Genomic DNA, 20,727 nt, shown 5'->3' with positions numbered 1-20,727 from the left:
CGCCGACGGGCCGGCCGGCCCGTCGGCGGTCACCACGCATCCTGCTAGGCCCAGGCGACCCAGTCGGCCTTCGGGATCAGGCAGTGCACGCCCTTCACCGAGTCCACGACCTGGCTGACCTCGAAGTCGCCGGCGGCCGAGAGGTACGCCAGGGCCACGGCCCGCGGCACCCCGAACCGGCCGTGCAGGAACGCGACCGCGTGGCGCACGGCCTGCCGCATCGCCTCGTCGAGGTCCGCGTCCATGCCGGTCGGCATCCAGTGCGTCGCCGTCTCCACGACCGGGTTGCGCAGCCCGCCGAGCGCGACGTCCGCCTGCGCCGCCGGCACCACGCTCAGCCGCAGGGTCGCGCGCAGCGACGCCTCGAGCGCGGTGAGCGCGACCTCGCCGTTGCCCTGCGCGAAGTGCGGGTCGCCCGCGTAGAACAGCGCCCCGTCGACCGACACCGGCAGGTACAGCGTGGCGCCCACGCCGGCGTGCTTGATGTCCATGTTGCCGCCGTGGTCACCCGGCGGCACCGACGGCACGGGCGCGCTGGTGTCCGGGGCGGTCCCCATCAGCCCGAGGAACGGAGCGAGGCCGAGCTGCACGGTGCGCCCGGGGCCGGCCTCCATGACCCCGACGTCCCGGCCGTCGCGGTGGTCGACCCACGCGAAGTGGCTCACGGAGCCGTCCGTGATCATGCGGTCCACGTGGCGGGTGGGCGTCGAGTCCGCGTCCTGCGGGTACTCCCCCGCCAGGGCGCCGAACCCGTGCCGGTTGCTGACGAACCCGTAGGGCACGCGGTACGCCAGGTCCAGGACGTCGACCCGCAGCACGTCGCCGGGGCGGGCGCCGGCCACCGCGATCGGGCCGGTCACCACGTGCGGGCCGTCCTGGGGTCCGTTGACCAGACCGCTCGCCGCGACCTCCACGGCGTCGTCCAGCACGTCCACGTCGCCGAACTGGCGGATGTAGCGCGCGGGGTCCCGACCCTGGTCGGCCAGCAGCCCCTCGTGGGAGAGGGTGTCGACCGTCACCGTCGCACCGTCCGCGACCTGCAGCACGGGCGCCGCGTCGGCGTTGGGGAGCCAGCCCCAGCGCACCTCGTCGGCGCGCGAGGGCAGGTAGTGCTCACCGAGGATCGCGCCCCGGCCCGGCTGCAGCGTGGGGACGCCGACCGCCGTCGCGGCGCTCACGCCGGACCGCCCGGCATGCCGACCACCAGGTCGACCTCGACGAGCGCACCGACCGCCAGGCCCGTGACGCCCACGCAGGTGCGGCTCGGCAGCGGGTCGTCGAACCAGGTGCGGTACTCGGCGTTGAACGCGTCGAAGTCGTCGAAGTCCGTCAGGTAGGCGCGGACCATGAGCGTGTCGTCCAGCTCGGCGCCCGCGGCGCGGACGACTGCCTGCAGGTTCGCCATCACCTGGCGGGTCTGCTCCACCAGGCCGCCGGCGACGAGCTGCCCCGTCGCGGGGTCGGTGGGCATCTGCCCGGTGACGAACAGCAGGTCGCCGAACCGCACGGCGTGGCTGAACGGGCCGACCTGGGGCGGCACCCCTGCGGATGCCGGGAAGACGTGGTGCGTGCGTGCTGTGCCTACCGTGCTCATCTCAGACCTCCGCCGAGTCCATCGCGCGGACGAAGCGACGCGTCGCCTCGACCTGCGGGTCACCGATCACCTGTTCTGCCGTGCCCTGCTCGACGACCACCCCGCCCGCCATGAAGACGACCCGGTCCGCCACCTCGCGGGCGAACCGCAGCTGGTGGGTGGCGATGATCATCGTCAGACCGCCCTGCCGCGCGAGGCTCTGGATGACGCCCAGCACCTCCGCGACGAGCTCGGGGTCCAGGGCGCTGGTCGGCTCGTCGAGCAGCAGCACCTTCGGGCTGGACGCCAGCGCCCGGGCGATGCCCACGCGCTGCTGCTGACCACCGGACATGTGCCGCGGCAGGGCGTCCGCGCGGTGTGCCATGCCGACCTGCGCCAGCAGCTCGTCGGCGCGGGCGTCGGCGTCCTCGCGGGACCAGCCGTGCACCCAGCGCAGCGGGGCCGCGACGTTCTCGCGCGCCGTCAGGTGGTGGAACAGGTTGAACTGCTGGAACACCATCCCGACGCCGGCGTCGACCCGCTGCTGGGCGACGCGCCGCTCGACGAGCTCGTCGCCGCGCTCCGAGTACCCGATGGCCGTGCCGCCCACCAGCACCGCGCCGCCGTCGAGACCCTCGAGGTGGTTGATGCAGCGCAGCAGGGTGCTCTTGCCCGACCCGCTGGGGCCCAGCAGGGCGACGACCTCGCCCTGCCGGATCTGCAGGTCGATGCCGCGCAGCACCTCGTTCTCGCCGTAGGACTTGCGCAGACCGAACGCCTCGATGAGCGCCTGGCCGAAGCTGCGCGGCGGCGGGTCCGCGTGGGTCAGCGGGACCACCGTGCCGAGGCCGGCGTCGGTACGGTCCGGCGCCCGGCGCGGGTCCGGCTCGACCGTGGCCGGGACGGCCACCGCCGGCCGGCCGAGGCGCGCGGCCCACGTCCGCAGCGAGGTCCGCGCCGGACGGTCCAGGTCGAGCGCCCGCTCCACCGCGAGCTGTACCAGGGTCAGCGCCCCGGTCAGCACCAGGTACATCACGGCGGTGGCGAAGTAGATCTCGAAGTAGTCGAACGTCGCCGACGCGAGCTGCTGCGTGCGCAGCGTGAGCTCCGGCACCGCGATGATCGACGCGAGCGCCGAGTTCTTCATCGTGGTGACGGCCTCGCTGCCCAGCGCCGGGACCATCGACCGCAGGGCCTGGGGTGCCACGACGCGGCGCATCAGCAACGTCGGCCGCATGCCCAGGGCACGTCCCGCGGCGACCTGACCGGGGTCGACGCCCTTGATGCCGGACCGGAAGATCTCCGCGAAGAACACGGCCTCGTTGAGCGCGAGGGCCACACCCCCGGCCACGAGCGGGGACAGGGTGATCCCCGCTCGTGGCAGCACGGAGAAGACGAAGACGAGCTGCAGGATCAGCGGCGTGCCCCGGTAGAGGGTCACGTACGCCCGGGCGACCCAGGTCAGCGCCCGGAACCGGGTGAGCTGCATCGCCGCCAGGAGCAGGCCCAGGACCATGCCGCCGACGAACCCCATGGCGGTGAGCCGCAGGGTGAAGCCGATGCCCTCGAGCAGGTAGGGAAGGGTCAGGTAGTGCAGGAACTCGGTCATGGTCAGGCCGCCCTCGCGTCGCTCGTCATCTCGGTCGGTGCGACGGTCAGCCGACGCTCAGCACGGCGGGCTCGGCCAGCGCGTTCTCGTCGAGGGACCACTTCCCGGCCAGCTCCGTCTGGAGCCCGGACTCCTGGATCTCGACGAGCGCGGCCTGGACGGCGTCGCGGAAGGCGTGCTCGCCCTGCAGGACGCCGATGCCGATCTCGTAGTCGAGCATCACGGTCTCGGCGGTGTCGAGGTCGTCGGGGTGCTGCGCGACGTAGCCCCGCACGGTGTTGACGTCGTTGATGTAGGCGTCGGCGCGGCCCGCGAGGATCGCCTGCACGCAGTCGGCGCTGGAGTCGAAGAGGCTGACGGTGGGCCCCTCGAGGCCGGCGGCCTCGCACTCGGGGACCATCGCCTCGACCAGCGGCACCTCGACGTAGCCCTTGTTGAGGGCGACGGTGGTGCCGCACAGCGAGGTGTCGATGCCGGTGATGCCCTGCGGGTTGCCCGTGGTCACCAGGATCCCGTCGAAGACCTTGGAGTAGCTGATGAAGTCGACGCCGCCGTGCGCGCGCTCCTCGGTGGCGTACAGGTTGGAGATGATCCAGTCGGCCTGGCCGCTGGCGACCGTGGGCACGAGCTCCGAGAACCCGACGGGCAGGTAGTCGACGTCGAAGCCGAGGCAGTCGCCGATCGCCTCACCGAGGTCGATGTCGAAGCCCATGAACTCGTCGGGGTTCTCGGGGTTGACGACCTCGTAGCCGGGGGTGTGCGGGTTCAGCGCGTTGGTCTGGGTGGTGCCCACCAGGTCGGGGTTCTGCTCGCGCAGCTCGACGCAGGCCGCCGACTCGGCGAGCTCGGGGTAGGTGACCTCGCCGGCGCCCTCGGCGGCCGAGCTGGACCCCGCGCAGGCCGTCAGGGCGAGCAGCGTGGCGACTGCTCCGGTGATGAGGACTGCCGTGCGGGAGTTCTTCGTGGTGCGCATCGCGGGTGCCTTCCGGTCGCCGGGCACCGGCGTCGAGGCCCCACCGGACGGAGGTGCCGCGACGCCGCCCTTGGTGTCTCTCGGTCGGATGGTCTGACCGATGTGGCATGAAGGTAGACGCGCCTCCGAGGGCGGGAACGGGCATCCCGGACACGGAAACGCACTGTTTACCGAGTCGACCCAGGGCGAAACATTGGTCAGACCATCTGACCGGATCCCGTTGCTAGCGTGCCGGTACGCACACTCCCCGCACCGACGACGGCCACCGAAGGAGCACGCTCGTGACGACACCGGTACCGCCGCTGGCGCGCAGGTCACCGACCATCTCGGTCACCCTGGCCGCCCACCTGGAGCGCCTCATCGCCACCGGCGAGCTCGCGCCCGGGCAGCGACTCCCCGGCGAGCGGGAGCTCGCCGAGCAGCTCTCCGTCTCCCGCGCCTCGCTGCGCGAGGCGATGTTCGAGCTCGAGTCCAAGCACCTCGTCGAGCGGCGGCCCGGCCGCGGCACCGTGGTGGTCGAGACGTCGGCCGAGCAGCGCGACCTCGAGGGCCTGAACGCCGGCACGAGCGGCGTCGCGAGCGCCGACGCCGCCGAGCTGCGGCTCATCGTGGAACCGTCCGTGGCGGGCCTCGCCGCACGACGCGCCACGCCGGCGAACCTCCTGCAGCTGCACGACGTCCTCGACGCGTCACAGGGCCCGCTCAGCGCCGCGCGCTCGGTCGAGCTCGACCTGGAGTTCCACCTGCTGCTCGCCCAGGCGGCCCGCAACCCGCTGCTCACCACCCTGCACGGGCTCATGGCCGACTGGACCCTGCCCGTGCGCCGCCGCTCCCACGCCACCAAGGCCGCCCGCGCGAGCTCGCTCGCCGGGCACCGCGCCATCTACGCCGCGGTGGCGGCGCACGACGCGGACGCCGCCACCGCCGCGATGCGCGAGCACCTGACCGACATCCACGCCCCGCTGAAGGACGCCTGATGCGCCGCCCCACCACCGCCGGCCTGTACACCTCCGGCCTGCTGCTCCTGACCGCAGCGACCGGCGCGATCGACGCCGTGAGCTTCCTCGCGCTGGACGGCGTGTTCACCGGCAACATGACCGGCAACGTGCTGTTCCTGGCGTTCGCGCTGGTCGGGGTGCCCGACATCCCGCTGCTCAACAACGCGTTCGCGCTGCTGGGGTTCGCGCTCGGTTCCGTCGTCGGCGGGCGGCTGGTGCGCCGCGGGCACCCCGTGGGGCTGCCGGTGCGCAGCGCGTGGCTCCTGGTCGCCGGGACCGCCCTGGTCTTCGTGCTCGTCGGCGTGTGGGCCGCGGTCGGGGAGCTGGCGGGCGTCGGGCAGATCACGCTCACCGCCGTGCTCGCCGCGCTCATGGGGGCACAGGTCGCCGCGGTGAAGCCCGTCGGCAACACCGACATCACCACGGTCGTCGTCACCAGCACGCTCGCCAACGTCACGCGCGAGAGCCGGCTCGGCGGCGGACGTCAGACGCTCAGCCAGTGGCGGCACCGGACCTTCGCCATCGTCGCCATGGGTGCCGGTGCCGCGCTGGGCGCGGCGGTGCTGCGCCTGGCCGACGGACCGGTCGCGCTGGCCGCGTCGGGGATCGTGTTCGCCGCCGGGGTCACGATGCTGCTCGTCGCCCGGGCCGACCAGCAGCGGTCGGCCCGTCAGCAGGCGCACGCCGCAGCCGCCGCTGAGCGGCCGACGGAGGTGCTCGCCGCACGGTGACGTCCCGACGGCGGGGAGCCGACGGCGGGGAGCCGACGGCGGGGAGCCGACGGCGGGGAGGCCGGACGCACCGGGTGCCGCCCGGAACCCGTCAGAGGCAGCGCTCGGCGAGCAGCCGGCTGAGGCCGCGGACGTCGACGCCCGCCCCGAACTCGAGCTTGACCAGTCCCAGACCGCTGAACCACAGCTCGAGCTCGGTGTCCCGGTCGAACGTCCCCGCAGTCTCCACGGAGAACGCCTGGACCCGGCTGTACGGGAGCGACGTGTAGTCCTTCTTCTTCCCGGTCATGCCCTGCACGTTCACCGCGACGATGCGCTTCGTCGTGAACGTGACGGAGTCACGGATGCCACGGAACGCGACGAGCACCCGCTCGTCCGGGAGCAGCAGCTCGGCCAGGTCGGCGTGCGCGTCGGCGGGGTTCCGCTCGTTGAGCTTGACGTAGGCGGCGTTGGCGAAGTCGATCATGTCTCTCCTGGATGTCTCGCGTGCCCGGCCCTGCGGACCCGCGTCGTGACGAGCGCTACGGGACGCCCGGGGTGGGCACGACCGATGGTGGCGGACGCCGACGGCTGCCCGTCTCCGACGCACGGTACCGACCGCGCACCCCTCTCCCGCGGTGGCGCCGGAGGTCGGACGCCGTAGGCGCCCGGCGGTGCGACGCGTCAGCCGGCGAGCCGCTCGTAGGCGTCGACCAGGGAGACGAACTCCGCGCGCAGACCGTACCGGTCCTCCCCCAGGGCGGACTCGGCCCGCTCGCGCGCGCGGCGCGGGTCAGCACCCTCGGCGTGCTCCGAGCCGGTCACCGCCAGCCCGAACTCGGCGACCGCGGAGGCGAACCGGAAGTCGGCCGTGGGCGTCCGCGTGTAGGCGTCGGCCCGCGCGGGGTACACCACCTCCGTGCTCTCGGACGCGCCCGGCTGCTTGTAGCGCACGCGCACCGTCAGGAAGTCGTCGGAGTCGCCCGCCTCCACGTCCTGGTAGGTCAGGTCGTCGTCCCGGGTCTCGCCGTCCGCCGGGACCAGCTCGTAGAACGCCGTCACCGAGTGCCCGGCGCCCACGTCGCCCGCGTCCTTGGTGTCGTCGGCGAAGTCCTCGTCCGCGAGTCGCCGGTTGTCGTACCCGAGCAGCCGGTAGCGCGCGACGGTCGCGGGGTTGAACTCGACCTGCAGCTTGAGGTCCTGCGCGACGACGAACATCGTCGCGTCGAACTCGTCCACCAGCACCTTGCGGGCCTCGTCGAGCGTGTCGATGTAGGCGTAGTTGCCGTTGCCGTGGTCGGCGATGGCCTCCATCGTGCTGTCCTTGAGGTTGCCCATGCCGAACCCGAGCACCGAGATGTAGACCCCGGTGCGGGCGTGCTGCTCGATGAGCTCGGTCAGCTCGTCGGGACCCGACGGCCCGACGTTGAAGTCGCCGTCCGTCGCCAGCACGACCCGGTTGTTGCCACCCTCGACGAAGTTCTCGGTGGCCAGCTCGTACGCGGTCTGCAGACCCGCCGCACCGCCGGTCGAGCCGCCCGCGCGCAGCTCGCGCAGGATCCCCACGAGCTCGTCGCGGCGGTCGCCCGGCACCGAGTCGGCGAGCACCTCGTTGCTCCCGGCGTAGGTGACGATCGAGACGGTGTCATCCTCCCCCAGGCGCTCCACCAGCAGCGAGAACGACTCGGCGAGCAGCGGCAGCTTGTCGGGCGCCGCCATCGAGCCGGACACGTCGAGCAGGAACACGATGTTGTTGCCGGCGCGGGTGGGCGTCGCGTCGGTGGCCTGCACACCGATCATCGCGAGCTGGTGGTCGGACGCCCACGGGGCGTCGGCGACCTGCGTCGTGACGGTGAACGGGTCCTCCGCACCGGGTGCCGGCGCCGGGTACTCGTAGTCGAAGTAGTTGACGAGCTCCTCGATCCGCACACCCTCGGGCGACAGTCCGTCGCGCAGCTGGCGGCGCAGGTTGCTGTAGGAGGCGGTGTCGACGTCGGAGGCGAACGTGGACAGCGGGCTCGCGGCCACGTCCTGGAACGGCTGCTCCGGGGAGTCGTCGTACTCCTCGCCGCCCGGGGGGACCTCGCGCCACTCCTCGGCAGCGGGCAGCTCGTCGAGGGTCGCCCCCTCGTACGCGGCATCACTCATGCCGTCGGCGCTGCACGCGCCGAGCAGGGAAAGGGCGAGCGCGGCGCAGACCACCGCCGGCACAGCCTTTCCGCGTCGCGTTCCGGAACGCGGCGCGGATGGGTGAAGGACGCTCGTCGATGACCAATTGCGCATTGTTCGCCTCCGTTTGTGAGGCTTGCAGCGTGGCGTGCCACGCACCGCTGTGGCCAGCACAGGAGGGTCACGCACATGTCCCGGTCGGGTAACGGGAGGCGGGCGACCCGCGATCCGGTTCACCCGCCCCGGGCCGATTCACCGTCGCTCTCCGGGTGAATTCCTCGACGATTTTCTCGGGGTACAGCAGCATGAGGTCGGGGCCTTCGGCAAGATGCAACCGTGGTCGAGCTGGTACTGACACCTCACGCGCGCCGTCGACTCCTGCGCGCGAACGTGCCCGCCGCGCTGGTGCCCGCCCTGCTGCTCGGCTGCGGCCTCGGCGGCCTCCATCTCCTGGCCGGCCGCACGGGCCGGGCCGTGGTCTTCGTCGGTGTCGGACTGGCCCTCGCCGTCCTCGGCGTCGTGCTGCCCCTGGTCCACGCCCGCCGCGCCCGCGTCGTGTTCGGTGACGGCACGTACGCCCTGCGGTCGCTCGTCGGCGAGCGACGGTTCGCGGCGACGGACGTGGCAGCCGCCGCGATGGTCAGCCGCATGCCGCTCGGCGCCCTGACCTCCCACCACCTGGTGCTCGCGGGCGCCCGCGGCACGCTGGCCCACCTCGACGGCGCGATGTGGGACCAGGGACAGCTGACCGCGCTCGCGCACGACCTGGCAGCCCGCGGCGTCCCGGTGACGGCGTTCCCGCACCCGATCACCGCCGCCCAGCTCCGCGCAGTCGATCCGCGCTACCTGGCGCCCTGGCGCGCGCACCCCGCTCGCAGCGTGCTGCTCGCCGTGGCGGGCGCGCTCCTGACGATCGCGGTGGCCGTCGTCGTCGTGCTCACGATGCTGTGACACCCTGACCGCCCGCCCTCGAGGAGTCCTCACGACGCTCCCCGAGCAGCCGATTCGCGCGCTATGGTCCGGGTCCCGCCCAGCAGCGGCGCCGCCGTGCGCCACCGGGCCCGGACGAGGAGGACCACGACCGTGACGCGCACCGGGGACGCGAACCGTACGCCGCACGTCCGGGACATGGTCCGCGCCCACCGGGGGCGGTTCGTCGTGTCGTACGTCTTCCAGGTCGTCGGAGGGGTCGCGCCGCTGTTCCAGGTGCTCCTGCTGCGCGCGGTGGTCGACGGGCTGATCGAGGGACGGACGGGCACGGCGCAGGCGTTCGGCCAGATCGCCGGGATGGCGGGCCTGGGGCTGCTCGGCGTGTGGATGACGTGGGCGGCACGCGTGACGGCGACCGCAGCCGCGGGCAGGGTCATCGCGGACCTGCGCTCGGCGATGTTCCGGCGCCTGACCACGATGCCGATCCACTTCTACACGACGGTCCGGCCGGGTGCCGTCGTCAGCCGCCTCACCAACGACGTCAACGGCGCCGAGGAGATGTACACCTCGGTGATCCCCGTGGTGGTCTCCAGCGTGACGACGATCGCCACGTCCCTGGTCATCGTCGCGTTCATCGACCCGCGCCTGGTGCTGCTGCTCGTCGTGATCCCGGTCGCCATCGCGTACGTGCGCAAGGCCGAGGCGCGGATCAACGAGCTCATCGCGAAGTCCTTCGACGTCGTCAAGGAGCTGTCGTCGACCGCCGAGACGTTCGTCAGCCGCGACGGCGCCGTGCTCGCGCGGCAGAACGGGCAGACCGCCCGGGAGCAGGCGACCTTCCAGGAGCGGTCCGCCGCGCTGGCCGACCTGTCCACCGGCATCAGCCGGGCCGCCGCGACGTCGGGGGCGAGCTACGGGACGGCGTTCGTGCTCATCACCTCGGGCGCGCTGGCCACCGGCGTGTGGCTCGTGACGGAGCAGGGCATCACGGTCGGCAGCGTCATCCTCATCGTGCTGTACCTGCAGCAGCTCCAGGCCCCGGTGCAGGCACTGCTCAACACCCGCTACCCCCGGATGCGCTCGTCGATCGCGCTCGACCGGGTCGAGGCGGTGCTCGGCGCCGAGCCGGCACGTGACCGCGCAGCAGAGGCCCCGGCGCCGGGCACGGTCGACACCCCGCCGGCGGACGCGGCGGGCGCCGACGACGGACGGGCCGCTCCTGCGCCGGCCCTGCGCACGCGTGACCTGCGGTTCCGGTACCCGCCGGTGTCGGCGTACTCGATCGACGGGCTGTCCCACGCCGGCGACGCGCTCTCCATCCCGTGGCTGCCGCTCGTCGGCCTGTCCGGCGACGACGGCATGCGGGACGTCGGTGGGGGCCGCGACGGGGCGGGCGACGCCCTCGACGGGATCGACCTGACGGTGGGACGCGGTGAGGTCGTCGCGGTCGTCGGGGCGTCGGGCGCCGGCAAGTCGACGCTGGCCACGGTGATCGCGGGACTCGTCGACGCGGACAGCGGCATCGTCGAGGTCGACGGCCGGCCGCTGGCCGCCCTGGACGAGCAGCAGCGCGCCGGCCTCATCGCGTACATCCCGCAGGACCCGTACGTGCTGCACGCCTCCGTGCGGGAGAACCTGCGGTACGCGAAGCCCGACGCCACCGACGACGAGCTCCTCGCGGTGTGCGAGCAGGTGGCCCTCGGTGACCTCGTCCGCGGTCTCGACGACGGCCTCGACGCGGTGATCGGTGAGAAGGGGCACCGCCTGTCCGGCGGTGAGCGCCAGCGCCTCGCGATCGCCCGCGCCGCGCTCCGGCGTCCCGCGCTCGTGGTGCTCGACGAGCCGACCGCGCACCTGGACACCGCCACGGAGCACCGCGTCCGCACCGCGATGTCCACGCTCTTCGACGGCGCCGGCGTCGTCATGATCGCGCACCGGCTGTCCACCGTCCGCGACGCCGACCGCATCGTCGTCCTGGAGCACGGCCGCATCACCCAGGAGGGCCCGCACGACGAGCTCGCCGCGGTGGCCGACGGCGGGTACCGCCGGCTGCTGGACGCGGGGGCGATGGGGCGGGAGTGACCCGGGCGCGCGCCCGGGTGCCGATCTCCGTCCCGACGTCCGCTGGTCCGTCGTGACCCCTGGACCTCCGCGCCGGCGGGACCGTCTCAGCCCACCGCGCCCAGCACGTGCGGGTCCGCGCAGCCGCGCGCGAACCCCGCGATCCGACGGTCGACGTCCCGCTGCAGGACGACCCGGCCGATCCGCTCGGCCACCGGTGCCAGCCACGCCGGCCGGCACGTGAAGCTGTACCGCCAGACGGCGCGCGTCCCGCCGTCCGGCAGCGGGCTGAAGCGCCACCCGCCGGCCATGACGGCGAAGAACCACGGCCCCTCGACCATCTTCATCCCGACGTTCGTCGGCGGCTTGTACGAGACGTACTCGCTGACCATCCGCAGCCCGGAGCGGTGGCGCGTCAGCGTCCGCACGCCCTTGGCGGGGACCGTCGCGCCGTCGAGGAACGACTGCCGGCGGATGAACGGGTCCCAGCGCAGCCGGGTGGCTCCTGTCGTCTGCGACACCGCGAACGCGACGTCGGGCGGCACGGGCAGGTCGACGCTCGACTCGACGATCATCCGCCGACCCTAGGGCGCACCGGGCTTTCCGGCGTCCGGCACCGACCCCGTCAGCTGCAGTTCACCTGGACGTGGCTCGGCGGTCGCGTGCGACCAGTGGTTCGCCAGCGGCATCCGCCGGTCCCGCCCGAACGAGAGCGTGGAGATCTTGATCCGGATCGGCACCTGACGCCGCTTGAACTCGCTGCGGTCCACGAGCGTCAGCACACGGTTGACGGTGCTCGCAGCCACCTGCCGGTCCCACCCGTCGGCGACCAGGGTGTCAGCCAGCTCGCTGGCACAGGCGTGGTCCTCGAGGAACGCGAGCAGCAGACGGTCCAGGACCGGGTACTCCGGCAGCGAGTCGCTGTCCTGCTGCCCGGGGGCCAGCTCCGCGCTCGCGGGCTTGGTGATCGTCGAGACGGGGATCGGAGGCACCAGCCCGGCAGCGTCGGCCTGGTCGTTACGCCACTGCGCGAGTCCGTAGACGCCCGGCAGGACCGTTCCGTCCTTCATGGTGACGGTGGTCTTCAGCAGGTCGCCCAGCGGGTTGGGAGCCGTTCCGCAGGAGTCCCCGTAGAGCGTGAAGTACCCGACGGCGCTCTCCGAGCGGTTGCCCGTCGTGCAGACCAGTGCACCTGTCGCGTTCGCGATCGTCATCAGGGTCGTCCCCCGCAGCCGTGCCTGCAGGTTCTCCCATGCCACCGGGTGCCCGGTGTCGCCGGTCCTGGCGGTCAGCAGCCCGCCCAGCACCTGCTCGCGCTCGAGGTAGGCGTCCGTGATCTTCACGACGTCGAACCGGATGCCGAGGTTGTCCGCCAGGGCGCGCGCGTCGGTGACGGACCCGTCCGAGGAGTACGGGCCGGGCATCCCGATGCCCCACACCGCGTCCGGCCCCAGGGCGTCCACGGCGATCGTGGCAGCCAGGGCGGAGTCGATCCCGCCGGACAGGCCGAGCACGACCTTCGGCAGCCCGACGCGGGTGCAGTAGTCACGGAACCCGGTGACCAGGGCGGTGTACACCTCGTCGTGGACCTCGCGCGGAGCGGCGAGGGGCGGCGCGGGCAGTGCGCACCGCCGGGTGTGGGTGGCGCCCAGGTCCAGCACGTCCCAGTGCCGCCCCAGGTCGATCCGGGGTGCGACCGGGATGTCGACGGTGACGAGGTCGGTCTGGAACGACCGTGCCCGAGCGATGACGTCGCCGTCGCGGTCCACGGCGAACGACCCACCGTCGAACACCAGCTCGTCCTGCCCGCCGACACCGTTGACGTACGCGATCGGTACGCCCGCGTTCCTGGCCGCGGCCGCGACGGTCGCCTCGCGCAGCTGCTGCTTGCCGACGTGGTACGGCGAGGCGTTCAGCACGACGACGACCTGCGCCCCGCCCCGGCGCATCTGCTGCACGAGTGCCTTGTCCCACACGTCCTCGCACACCAGCACACCGAACGTGACCCGCCCGGTGGGGGTGTCGACGCGGTAGAGGTCCTGGCGCGTGGCCCCGGCCTCGAAGTGCCGGGCGTCGTCGAACACCGAGTACGTCGGCAAGAGCGTCTTGGAGTGAGCGCCGCGAAGAGCGCCCCGGTGGGCGAGCGCGGCGACGTTGCGAAGGGTGCGTCCGCGGGTGTCCGTCGCCCGGTGGGTCCGGCCCGGCCCGGCAGGCAGCGCGCTGGTGCGCCACGGCGCGCCGATGAGGGTGACCGTGCCGCTGGTCGCGCGGGCGGCCTCGTGGGCGGCGTCCATCGCTGCGTCGATGAGCTGCGGCTCGGACAGCAGGTCCTCGGCCGGGTACCCGGTCACGGTCAGCTCCGGGGTGATGAGCACGTCGGCGTCCACCGCCTCGGCCTGGTGGATGGCCTCGACCGTCGTGTCGGTGTTGCCGGCGATGTCGCCGACGCGCACGGGCAGCTGGGCGAGGGTCACGCGCAGGGTCGTCATGGGGTGCCCTTGACCGTGCGGGCGCCCTCGGGGCGCATCAGCGGCGGGGTCAGGGTCTTCGGGCCGTCGCCGACCGCGGTGTACAGGGCGGCGGGCCGACCCGCCCCACCCGTCAGGCGACGTTCGGTCCCGGTCGTCGGGCGCACGAACCCCTCGGTGCCCTTGACCCAGCGGCGGAAGTTCGAGCGGTCCAGGTGCGTGCCCCACACCGCCTCGTACACGTGCTGGAGCTCCCCGAGCGTGAACTGCTCGGCGACGAACGCGGTCGCCAGCGGCGTGTACTCGAGCTTGGCGGCCACGCGGTCCACACCGTCGGCCAGGATCCGCGCGTGGTCGAACGCGAGCTCGGGGCCGTCGCCGTCGTCGTTCCCGCCGGTCAGGCCGGGCAGGTCGAGGTCGGACACGTCCCACCAGCGGGCGTTGCGGGCGTCGGACCCGGCGGTCGGCTCGGGCAGGTTCGGAGCGAACGCGACGTGCGCGACCGACACCACCCGCATGCGGGGGTCACGTCCCGGCTTGCCGTACGTGCCGAGCTGCTCGAGGTGCCCGGCGAACTGCTCGACACCCGTCTCCTCGGCCAGCTCGCGCCACGCGGCGTCGGCGATGTCCTCGTCGATGTCCACGAACCCGCCGGGCAGCGCCCACGCACCCGCGTACGGGTCGTCGGCCCGCTCGATCAGCAGCACCTTGAGCGCACCGTCGCGGACCGTGAAGATGCACAGGTCCACCGTGACGGCGAACGGCGGGTAGTCGTGCGGGTCGTAGCCCTCGGGCGCCTGAGCGTCGGTGGTCATCGGTGCGTTCCCTTCGTGGGCCGTGGTGTCGAGCACGGCGGTGCCTGGTTCGGTCGAGGTCCGCGAGGTCAGCGCGACTCGTCCAGGATGATCTTGTTGCGGGCGAGCTCGGTCAGCGCCCTGCTCGCGGTGGCGGCACTGACCGCAGCGGTCAGGTCGGTCAGGACCGCCACGGTCGTCGGACCGTGGCGGCGAGCGTCCAGCGCGGTCGCCCTGACGCAGAAGTCCGTCGCGATCCCCACGACGTCCACGTGGGCGATGTTCCGCTCCATCAGCAGGTCCGCCAGGCGCTCGCGGCCGTCGACCGGGTCGACGATCCGGCCCTGGAACCCCGAGTAGTCCTGCCGGGACTCGCCCTTGACGACGTGCACGGTCCGCTCGGGCAGCACGAGGTCCGGGTGGTAGTCCGCGCCCGGGGTGCCGGCGACGCAGTGCACCGGCCAGGTGCTCACGTAGTCCGGGTCGCCGTCGGTGGCGAAGTGCCCGTCGTTGGTGTCCGGCAGCGGGGCGTGCCAGTCGCGCGTCGCGACGACGGTGTCGTACCGGTCCCCGGTGCGCGCGAGGTAGTCGCTGATCTGCTTGGCGACGGCCGCGCCGCCGGTCACGGCGAGCGCGCCGCCCTCGCAGAAGTCGTTCTGCACGTCCACGACGATCAGTGCGGTCCTCATGCTGCGGTCCTTCCCAGGAGGGGTGTGAGGGTCTGGCGCCAGCTCGCCCATCCGGTCAGCCGGTACGGCGACGGGGCGGCCTGGTTGTAGGTGGCGGCGAAGACGACGTGCTTCCACACCGGGGTCCAGTCGCCGTTGACGACGGGCTTGTCGTCGATGAGGACGTCGCCCCGCACGAGGGTCTTGTCCTTGGTGATGACGGCACGCTCGGCCCACCGCTGCCCGAAGTGCCGGGCGAGCGAGGCGAGCTTGTCGGACGCGCACGTCGGGTTGTGCAGCAGCGGCGCGGTGCAGATCCGCACGTCCCAGCCCTCGTCGAGCATCTCGTCGAGCGCCTCGACAGCCCCGGGCACCGGGCGCAGCCCGCCGAAGAACCCCGGGGCGGCCATGATCGAACGGACCGCGTCACGCCACTGCGGGTCGAGCTGCTCGTCGATCCTGAACACCGTCCTGTCGCCGTCCGTGCGCCGGGGTCCGGCGGGGTGCGCAGTCTCGAACGCGTCCCAGAACGCGGCCTCGAGGTCGACCAGGACACCGTCCATGTCGACCAGGACCAGGGGGGTGGACGTCAGCGGGCTCATACGGCGGCTCCGATCAGGTTGCCGATGGCGGTGGGGTCCGCGACCAGGCGCGGGGTTCCGGGTGCGAGGTCCAGGTCGAGCGCGGTCAGCTCGGCCTTCGCGCCGCGGTGGTGGGCGCGGATCTCGGCCAGGGACGGGCGGTGCACGACGTGCCCGTCGCGGATCACCGCGACCTGCAGCGCGCGGCCCAGGCCGGTCTCCGGGGCACCGGGCAGGTGCCGCACGACGACGACCTCACGGGTCGCGTGGCCCTGGTGGTCCAGCGCCCGGTAGGCGACCTTGCGGCCACCGACGCTGCCCTTGCTGGTGGCCTTCTTCGCGACCGGACGCATCGGGGCGTACGGGCCGGGCTCGTCGGCGATCGCGACGAGCTTGTAGACCATCCCGGCGGTCGGGTGACCCGACCCGCCGACGAGCTTGGTCCCCGCGCCGTACAGGTCGATCGGCGCGTCGGCCAGCGCGGCGATGGTGTGCTCGTCCAGGTCCGAGGTGACCGAGATCTTCGTGCTCGTGGCACCCAGGGAGTCCAGGAGGGCGCGTGCCTTGCGTGCCTCGTCACCGAGGTCCCCGGAGTCCAGGCGGATACCGCCGAGGTTCGTCCCGGCGGCCTCGACGGCAGTGCGGATGCCCTGCGGGATGTCGTAGGTGTCCACCAGCAGCGTGGTGTCCGTCCCGAGGGAGGCGACCTGGGAGGCGAAGGCCTCGCGCTCGCTGGTGTGCCCGAGGGTGAACGCGTGTGCGGCGGTGCCTCGCGTGGGCACGCCGTACTGGAACCCGGCCTGCAGGTTGCTGGTGGAGGCGAACCCGGCGATGTACGCGGCTCGCGCGGCCGCGACGGCGGCACTCTCGTTGGTGCGCCGGCTGCCCATCTCGAGCAGCGGTCGGCCGTCGGCGGCGCTGACCATCCGGGCTGCGGCGGAGGCCATCGCGCTGTCGTGGTTGAGGATCGACAGGATCAGCGTCTCGAGGACGACGCACTCGGCGAACGTCCCGGAGACCGTCAGGACAGGGCTGTTCGGGAAGTAGATGTCACCTTCGCGGTACGCGTCGATGTTCCCGGTGAACCGGTACCCGAGCAGGTGGTCGGCGGTGCGCTCGTCGATGATGCCGCGCTCCAGGAGCCATGCGACCCGGCTCGTGTCGAACGTGAAGCTCTCGATGGCCTCGACGATCCGGCCGAGACCTGCCACGACGCCGTACCTGCGTCCGTCGGGCAGGCGGCGGGCGAAGGCCTCGAAGACCGCCTGGTGGTGAGCGGTGCCGTCGGCGAGGGCGGCACGGAGCATGGTGAGCTCGTAGTGGTCCGTCAGCATCGCGGTGCTGGTGGCGCCTACCGTCGTCGTTGTGGTCATGTTGACCATTATGGCCGCCCAGCCTGGCCGGGTCGAGTGATTTATAGTCAGAGCGACCCTAATCATAAGTGATGTGCGTCACACCGAGCCTGCCGTCACCCCCACGCCCTGGCCGACCTCGCCGCACGCGCCACCGGGAACATCACCCGAGCCTCGGCCCTCTGTGACATGAGTGGATGAGGAACGTGCCGGCCACGAACGGGACTGCGCAGAACTGCGCGTCCGGGTCGGTGCTGCTGCCGAAGCGAACGCTGCAGCAGCTCGGTTCGCCGCCGGCGCGGCGTGACGGGGTCGAGTACACAATGGCGAGGTGACGTACTCACCAGTGCCTGCCGACTTCGCGCGGATTCGGCGTCTGGGGTGCGCGGCGACGGAGTCGATGAGGGAGCTGGTCCGGGAGGTCGACAGCTGGGCGAGCCGGCCCCTGGGCCCTGCCCCGGTCGAGGTTCACGAGGTCGGGCGAAGCCTGTCGGCTGCTCTCGAGCGGACCTCGCGGATCGCTGACGCACTGGCGTTGCAGGCGGAGCGTGCACAGGACGACGAAGGATCCGCCCAGGCAGCGGCCGCGGCCCGCGCTCTCGACGCGGCCGTCAGTGCGCTCGGAGCCTTCGGGCGCAGCATGGCCGACCGCCACTTCGGGCTCGAGGCGTGGGCGGACGAGGCACCGGGCGCCAGCGAGTGATGCGACCGCCCCCCATCGCCGCCGTCCCGAGGGTTCCACCGGCCCGACCACGGCGACGCCAACCACGCTCCACCGCCCCGCGACGCCTCCGCCACCGACTCTGACCAGCCTGTACCGTCGACTCCGTCAGCCGCAGCGGCCCTCACCGGCGCCCGCGGACGACACGGGTGTTGTCCCGTGGTTTCCACGAACCCCTCATCACCCGGGCCTCTAGCTCAACTGGCAGAGCAGCGGACTTTTAATCCGCGGGTTGTGGGTTCGATCCCCACGGGGCCCACCTGACCTGCGGAAACGCCGCGTGGGCCTGCCTCGGTCGGTCGACTCCTGGCCTGTGAGAGGCTCGAGCGAGCTAGATCATCGGTGTCGCCCCGTAGTCACTCGGAAGGAACTCGCTGCATGCGTCGTGTGCCCGGCCGCTCTCCGCACGCTCGACCGGGTGCACGCTCGCGGCGGAGGGCGCCCGTCGCCGCCGGCCTGGCGCTGGTGCTCGGTCCTGTGTTGCTGGTCGGCTGCTCGCCCGCGCAGTTCGCGCCGCAAGAGCGGTCGACCACCGCCCTCGACGAGGCGTCCGACGAGCTCAGCGCGATCGTCGCCGGGTTCGCGCCCGAGGGCTGCACCGACGCCTCGCTGCCCGTCACGGTCGAGGAGGAACGCCTCACGGCCGTCCTGCCGGACGCGGCGGACCCGTCGCAGCCCGCCGACCGCACGTTCGCCCGCGCGATGGTCCAGGGCGCCGGGTTCGGTGAGTTCACCGCCGCCCTCGCCGAGGCGGTCTGCAGGCAGGACTCCCTGGCCGACGCGACGACCGTCGTCGAGCGCCTGGGCACCGAGCTGTGGCGGGACGCCGTCGCGCGCGCCCAGTCGACCGACGGCGTCGCCGGGGAGCTGCCGGCGAGCGACGACCGCCCGCTGTACTGGACGCGGCTCGAGGCCATGTCCGTGCTGCACCAGTGGAGCCCGGACTTCACGCTCTCCACCGAGGAGCGGGCGTCGCTGGTCGATGCCTTCGACCGGGCGGCCCGGGGCATGCACGACATCGACCTGCCGACGGGCGACCAGGTGACGCGGGTGCTGGTCAGCGGGTTCGACCCCTTCACGCTGGACGGCGGCGACACGGGCCGGGCGCGGGGAACGGTCGGCAACCAGATCCGGCACGGCAACCCGTCCGGCGCGACCGCCCTGGCGATCGACGGGACGACGACGACCGCTCCCGACGGCACGACGGTGCACTACGAGGCGTACACCTTGCCGGTCAACTACCCCGAGTTCGAGCGCGGGTACCTGGAGGACACGGTCGGGCCGCTGATGGAGGCCGGCGACGCCCGGCTGGACGCGTCGATCACCATGAGCCAGGCGGGCGGCGCGTTCTTCGCGCTCGAGCAGTGGAACGGCCGCTACCACGGCGACGTCGCCGGGAACGACGACTTCGCGCCCTGCCCGCCCGCGCCCCTGACGAGCGCCCCGCAGCTCGCGAAGGACAACCCCGGCTGCAACACGCAGGTGCCGGCGCGCTGGGGTGGCGGCGACACGCTGACGGATCCGCCGCAGTGGACCGCGTCGACGCTGCCGATCGAGCAGATGATCGAGGCGCGCACGGGCGCGGACGTCCCCCGGCCGCCGGGCGACGGGTGGGAGGACGAGTCGGTCGCGTTCGGCGTGCTGTGGAACACGAGCTACACGTACTTCCCCAGCTGCGACTCCCGGGATCTGGAGGACGCCTTCCAGCGCGAGGACACGTACCCGCCCGCCGTCGAGCCGACACCTCCGCCCGAGGACTCGTGCGCGCGCAGCGGCGGGGGCGGCGCCTACCTCTCGAACGAGTCGGCGTACCGCAACACGCTGCTGCGCGACCGGGCGGGGCTCGGCATCCCGGCGGGGCACATCCACACCCCGGACATGCAGCACTTCGCCACGGACTTCGCCGTGACGGACGCGACGTTCGAGGCGTGGCGTGACGCCATCGTCGCCCAGTCGCGCGAGCTCATCGAGGTGGTGGGAGCCCACAACTGACATCTGCGGTCACGCGCGCGTGGCCGCCGCAACCGCGCCGCGGGATCGGCCGTCCACGGTCGCGCCGCTCGGTCCGTCAGGGGGACGGCCGACCAGGGGGGCGGACCCGGCGCCGACGCCACGCCCGTCGCGACGTGGCTCAAGGAGACCTGCGGTCCGGGCACGCGCCCGGGCACCGCCCCGGCCGACACGCTAGCGCGCGGCAAGCACGAGGAGCGTGGCGGCCACCGCGCAGGCCAGGACGCGCACGTGGTTCCACGCGAGCCACTGCGGCACGTAGGAGCGCCACTGCGTCGCGGGGTCGAGGGCTGCCTCCAGCCCGTTATTGAGCGGCACGTTCGCTGCTGCGGTGACCCCCACGCAGCCGAGCAGGTGCGCGGCCGCGGCAGCCACCGCGAGCACCGCCGTCGACGCTCCCGTGACGAGCGCGACCGTGGCAGTGACGACCGCGAGCACCAGAGACCCGAAGAGGACCGTCATGAACGGTGGTCGTACGGCCGCACGGTTGATCGCGCGCATCGCGGCGGCGCCGTCGGCCGGCGGCAGCGCACGCAGGCCCGTCATCACGAAAGCGGAGAACGCGAGGAGGACTCCGCCGGTGAGCGCGGTGGTGACGGCGGCGGCGAGGGCGAGCAGGGACGTGGCGTTCATGGTGCCCAGCGCACCGCACCCGGGCCGGCGCGTCCATGCCCGCAGCGCCGACGGGCATGCCCGTCCGTCCGGCACGAGCCGCGGCGCGCGCCGACGTGTCGGGTCACGCCTCGGTCACGAAGAACCACAGCCGCACGACGTCGGCGAACGACGCGCCCGCGCCGGCCAGGCCCCGGGCGGTGCTGCGCAGCGCCTGTGCGAGCCGGCCGCGCAGGTCGCCGGGGGCCACGGCGGCTGGCAGCCGGAGATGTACGCCGACTTCGTCGCCGGCATCGAGGACGTCACCGAGGAGCTGGGCCTGCCCACGCCGCTGCCGCCGCTGTCCGCGATCGGCGTGGACCACCTCGTCGAGCCCGACGTGCTCGGCGAGGTCGAGGCGTACGCGGTGCGGGACTGACCGGCTCGTCACGGTCCCTCCCTTTACAACGTTGGAGATCCGCCCTACGGTCGGATCGCGCGGCCCGGCCGCGCCCACCC

At 72.9% G+C, this 20,727-nt stretch carries 21 protein-coding genes and 1 tRNA gene; 8 read left to right on the top strand and 14 right to left on the bottom strand.

Annotated elements, in window-relative coordinates:
- Window positions 1-44: 44 nt before the first annotated feature.
- The 4 genes from J1G43_RS05490 to J1G43_RS05475 are packed head-to-tail and all read right to left on the bottom strand — an operon-like array spanning window position 45 to window position 4,155.
- Window positions 45-1,178, bottom strand: coding sequence for an acetamidase/formamidase family protein (locus J1G43_RS05490; protein WP_307859484.1), 1,134 nt, complete (start codon window positions 1,176-1,178; stop codon window positions 45-47).
- Window positions 1,175-1,594: a RidA family protein gene (locus J1G43_RS05485; RefSeq protein ID WP_207339242.1), complete on the bottom strand. Its 420-nt coding sequence runs from the start codon at window positions 1,592-1,594 to the stop codon at window positions 1,175-1,177. The genes J1G43_RS05490 and J1G43_RS05485 overlap by 4 nt, the downstream gene beginning before the upstream one ends.
- 1 nt (window position 1,595) lies before the next feature.
- Complete coding sequence (locus J1G43_RS19570; protein WP_207378107.1) at window positions 1,596-3,182, bottom strand: amino acid ABC transporter permease/ATP-binding protein; 1,587 nt, start codon at window positions 3,180-3,182, stop codon at window positions 1,596-1,598.
- 46 nt (window positions 3,183-3,228) lie between these two features.
- Window positions 3,229-4,155 (bottom strand): ABC transporter substrate-binding protein, encoded by a 927-nt coding sequence (locus J1G43_RS05475; protein ID WP_207378106.1) that lies wholly within the window; start codon window positions 4,153-4,155, stop codon window positions 3,229-3,231.
- A gap of 281 nt (window positions 4,156-4,436) precedes the next feature.
- On the opposite strand from J1G43_RS05475, the gene J1G43_RS05470 reads away from it, so the two are divergent.
- Together J1G43_RS05470 and J1G43_RS05465 are read left to right on the top strand one after the other, a co-directional pair.
- A complete protein-coding gene (locus tag J1G43_RS05470; protein WP_249670612.1) occupies window positions 4,437-5,132 on the top strand; it encodes a FadR/GntR family transcriptional regulator in 696 nt (231 codons plus the stop codon).
- Window positions 5,132-5,884, top strand: coding sequence for a YoaK family protein (locus tag J1G43_RS05465; protein WP_207378105.1), 753 nt, complete (start codon window positions 5,132-5,134; stop codon window positions 5,882-5,884). The genes J1G43_RS05470 and J1G43_RS05465 overlap by 1 nt, the downstream gene beginning before the upstream one ends.
- A 91-nt stretch (window positions 5,885-5,975) precedes the next feature.
- Here J1G43_RS05465 and J1G43_RS05460 read toward each other — a convergent pair whose 3' ends face one another.
- Window positions 5,976-6,350, bottom strand: a complete 375-nt coding sequence (locus J1G43_RS05460) for a PH domain-containing protein (protein ID WP_207339246.1) — start codon at window positions 6,348-6,350, stop codon at window positions 5,976-5,978.
- A 197-nt stretch (window positions 6,351-6,547) separates the two neighbouring features.
- The gene (locus tag J1G43_RS05455) at window positions 6,548-8,011 is read right to left on the bottom strand and encodes a von Willebrand factor type A domain-containing protein (protein WP_242635211.1); all 1,464 of its coding nucleotides are present in this window, start codon (window positions 8,009-8,011) and stop codon (window positions 6,548-6,550) included.
- Window positions 8,012-8,368: 357 nt separating this feature from the next.
- Here J1G43_RS05455 and J1G43_RS05450 point away from each other — a divergent pair, with 357 nt between their 5' ends.
- Together J1G43_RS05450 and J1G43_RS05445 are read left to right on the top strand one after the other, a co-directional pair.
- Window positions 8,369-8,983 (top strand): hypothetical protein, encoded by a 615-nt coding sequence (locus tag J1G43_RS05450; RefSeq protein ID WP_207378104.1) that lies wholly within the window; start codon window positions 8,369-8,371, stop codon window positions 8,981-8,983.
- 132 nt (window positions 8,984-9,115) lie between these two features.
- The gene (locus J1G43_RS05445; protein ID WP_207339249.1) at window positions 9,116-11,044 is read left to right on the top strand and encodes an ABC transporter ATP-binding protein; all 1,929 of its coding nucleotides are present in this window, start codon (window positions 9,116-9,118) and stop codon (window positions 11,042-11,044) included.
- Window positions 11,045-11,130: 86 nt separating this feature from the next.
- Here J1G43_RS05445 and J1G43_RS05440 read toward each other — a convergent pair whose 3' ends face one another.
- The 6 genes from J1G43_RS05440 to J1G43_RS05415 all read right to left on the bottom strand — a co-directional run bounded on the left by J1G43_RS05440 (window position 11,131) and on the right by J1G43_RS05415 (window position 16,916).
- The gene (locus J1G43_RS05440) at window positions 11,131-11,598 is read right to left on the bottom strand and encodes an SRPBCC family protein (protein WP_207378103.1); all 468 of its coding nucleotides are present in this window, start codon (window positions 11,596-11,598) and stop codon (window positions 11,131-11,133) included.
- Window positions 11,599-11,607: 9 nt separating this feature from the next.
- Complete coding sequence (locus J1G43_RS05435; protein WP_207378102.1) at window positions 11,608-13,512, bottom strand: NAD+ synthase; 1,905 nt, start codon at window positions 13,510-13,512, stop codon at window positions 11,608-11,610.
- Window positions 13,509-14,306, bottom strand: coding sequence for an NUDIX domain-containing protein (locus J1G43_RS05430; RefSeq protein WP_207339252.1), 798 nt, complete (start codon window positions 14,304-14,306; stop codon window positions 13,509-13,511). The genes J1G43_RS05435 and J1G43_RS05430 overlap by 4 nt, the downstream gene beginning before the upstream one ends.
- A 68-nt stretch (window positions 14,307-14,374) precedes the next feature.
- Window positions 14,375-14,974 carry an isochorismatase family protein gene (locus J1G43_RS05425; RefSeq protein ID WP_207378101.1) on the bottom strand — a complete coding sequence of 200 codons (600 nt, stop codon included), beginning with the start codon at window positions 14,972-14,974 and terminating at the stop codon, window positions 14,375-14,377.
- Window positions 14,971-15,555, bottom strand: a complete 585-nt coding sequence (locus tag J1G43_RS05420) for a hypothetical protein (protein WP_207378100.1) — start codon at window positions 15,553-15,555, stop codon at window positions 14,971-14,973. The genes J1G43_RS05425 and J1G43_RS05420 overlap by 4 nt, the downstream gene beginning before the upstream one ends.
- The gene (locus J1G43_RS05415; protein ID WP_207378099.1) at window positions 15,552-16,916 is read right to left on the bottom strand and encodes a nicotinate phosphoribosyltransferase; all 1,365 of its coding nucleotides are present in this window, start codon (window positions 16,914-16,916) and stop codon (window positions 15,552-15,554) included. Before J1G43_RS05415 ends, J1G43_RS05420 begins: the two co-directional genes overlap by 4 nt.
- Before the next feature lie 370 nt (window positions 16,917-17,286).
- On the opposite strand from J1G43_RS05415, the gene J1G43_RS05410 reads away from it, so the two are divergent.
- The 3 genes from J1G43_RS05410 (at window position 17,287) to J1G43_RS05400 (ending at window position 19,599) form a co-directional block, all read left to right on the top strand.
- Entirely contained in the window at window positions 17,287-17,589 is a 303-nt protein-coding gene (locus J1G43_RS05410) for a hypothetical protein (RefSeq protein ID WP_207378098.1), read from the top strand.
- Between the two features lie 204 nt (window positions 17,590-17,793).
- Window positions 17,794-17,866: transfer RNA gene (locus J1G43_RS05405), tRNA-Lys, on the top strand.
- Between the two features lie 206 nt (window positions 17,867-18,072).
- A complete protein-coding gene (locus J1G43_RS05400) occupies window positions 18,073-19,599 on the top strand; it encodes a hypothetical protein (protein ID WP_307859483.1) in 1,527 nt (508 codons plus the stop codon).
- A 192-nt stretch (window positions 19,600-19,791) separates the two neighbouring features.
- On the opposite strand, the gene J1G43_RS05395 is transcribed toward J1G43_RS05400, so the two are convergent.
- Window positions 19,792-20,250, bottom strand: coding sequence for a DUF1772 domain-containing protein (locus tag J1G43_RS05395; protein ID WP_207378096.1), 459 nt, complete (start codon window positions 20,248-20,250; stop codon window positions 19,792-19,794).
- 103 nt (window positions 20,251-20,353) lie between these two features.
- Window positions 20,354-20,479, bottom strand: coding sequence for a RidA family protein (locus J1G43_RS05390; RefSeq protein ID WP_242635521.1), 126 nt, complete (start codon window positions 20,477-20,479; stop codon window positions 20,354-20,356).
- An 18-nt stretch (window positions 20,480-20,497) separates the two neighbouring features.
- On the opposite strand from J1G43_RS05390, the gene J1G43_RS05385 reads away from it, so the two are divergent.
- Entirely contained in the window at window positions 20,498-20,647 is a 150-nt protein-coding gene (locus J1G43_RS05385; RefSeq protein ID WP_207378095.1) for a hypothetical protein, read from the top strand.
- Window positions 20,648-20,727 lie beyond the last annotated feature (80 nt).

Source organism: Cellulomonas sp. zg-ZUI22, assembly GCF_017353535.1.
GTDB lineage: Bacteria > Actinomycetota > Actinomycetes > Actinomycetales > Cellulomonadaceae > Cellulomonas > Cellulomonas wangleii.
This window is presented reverse-complemented; position numbering and strand designations above follow the sequence as displayed.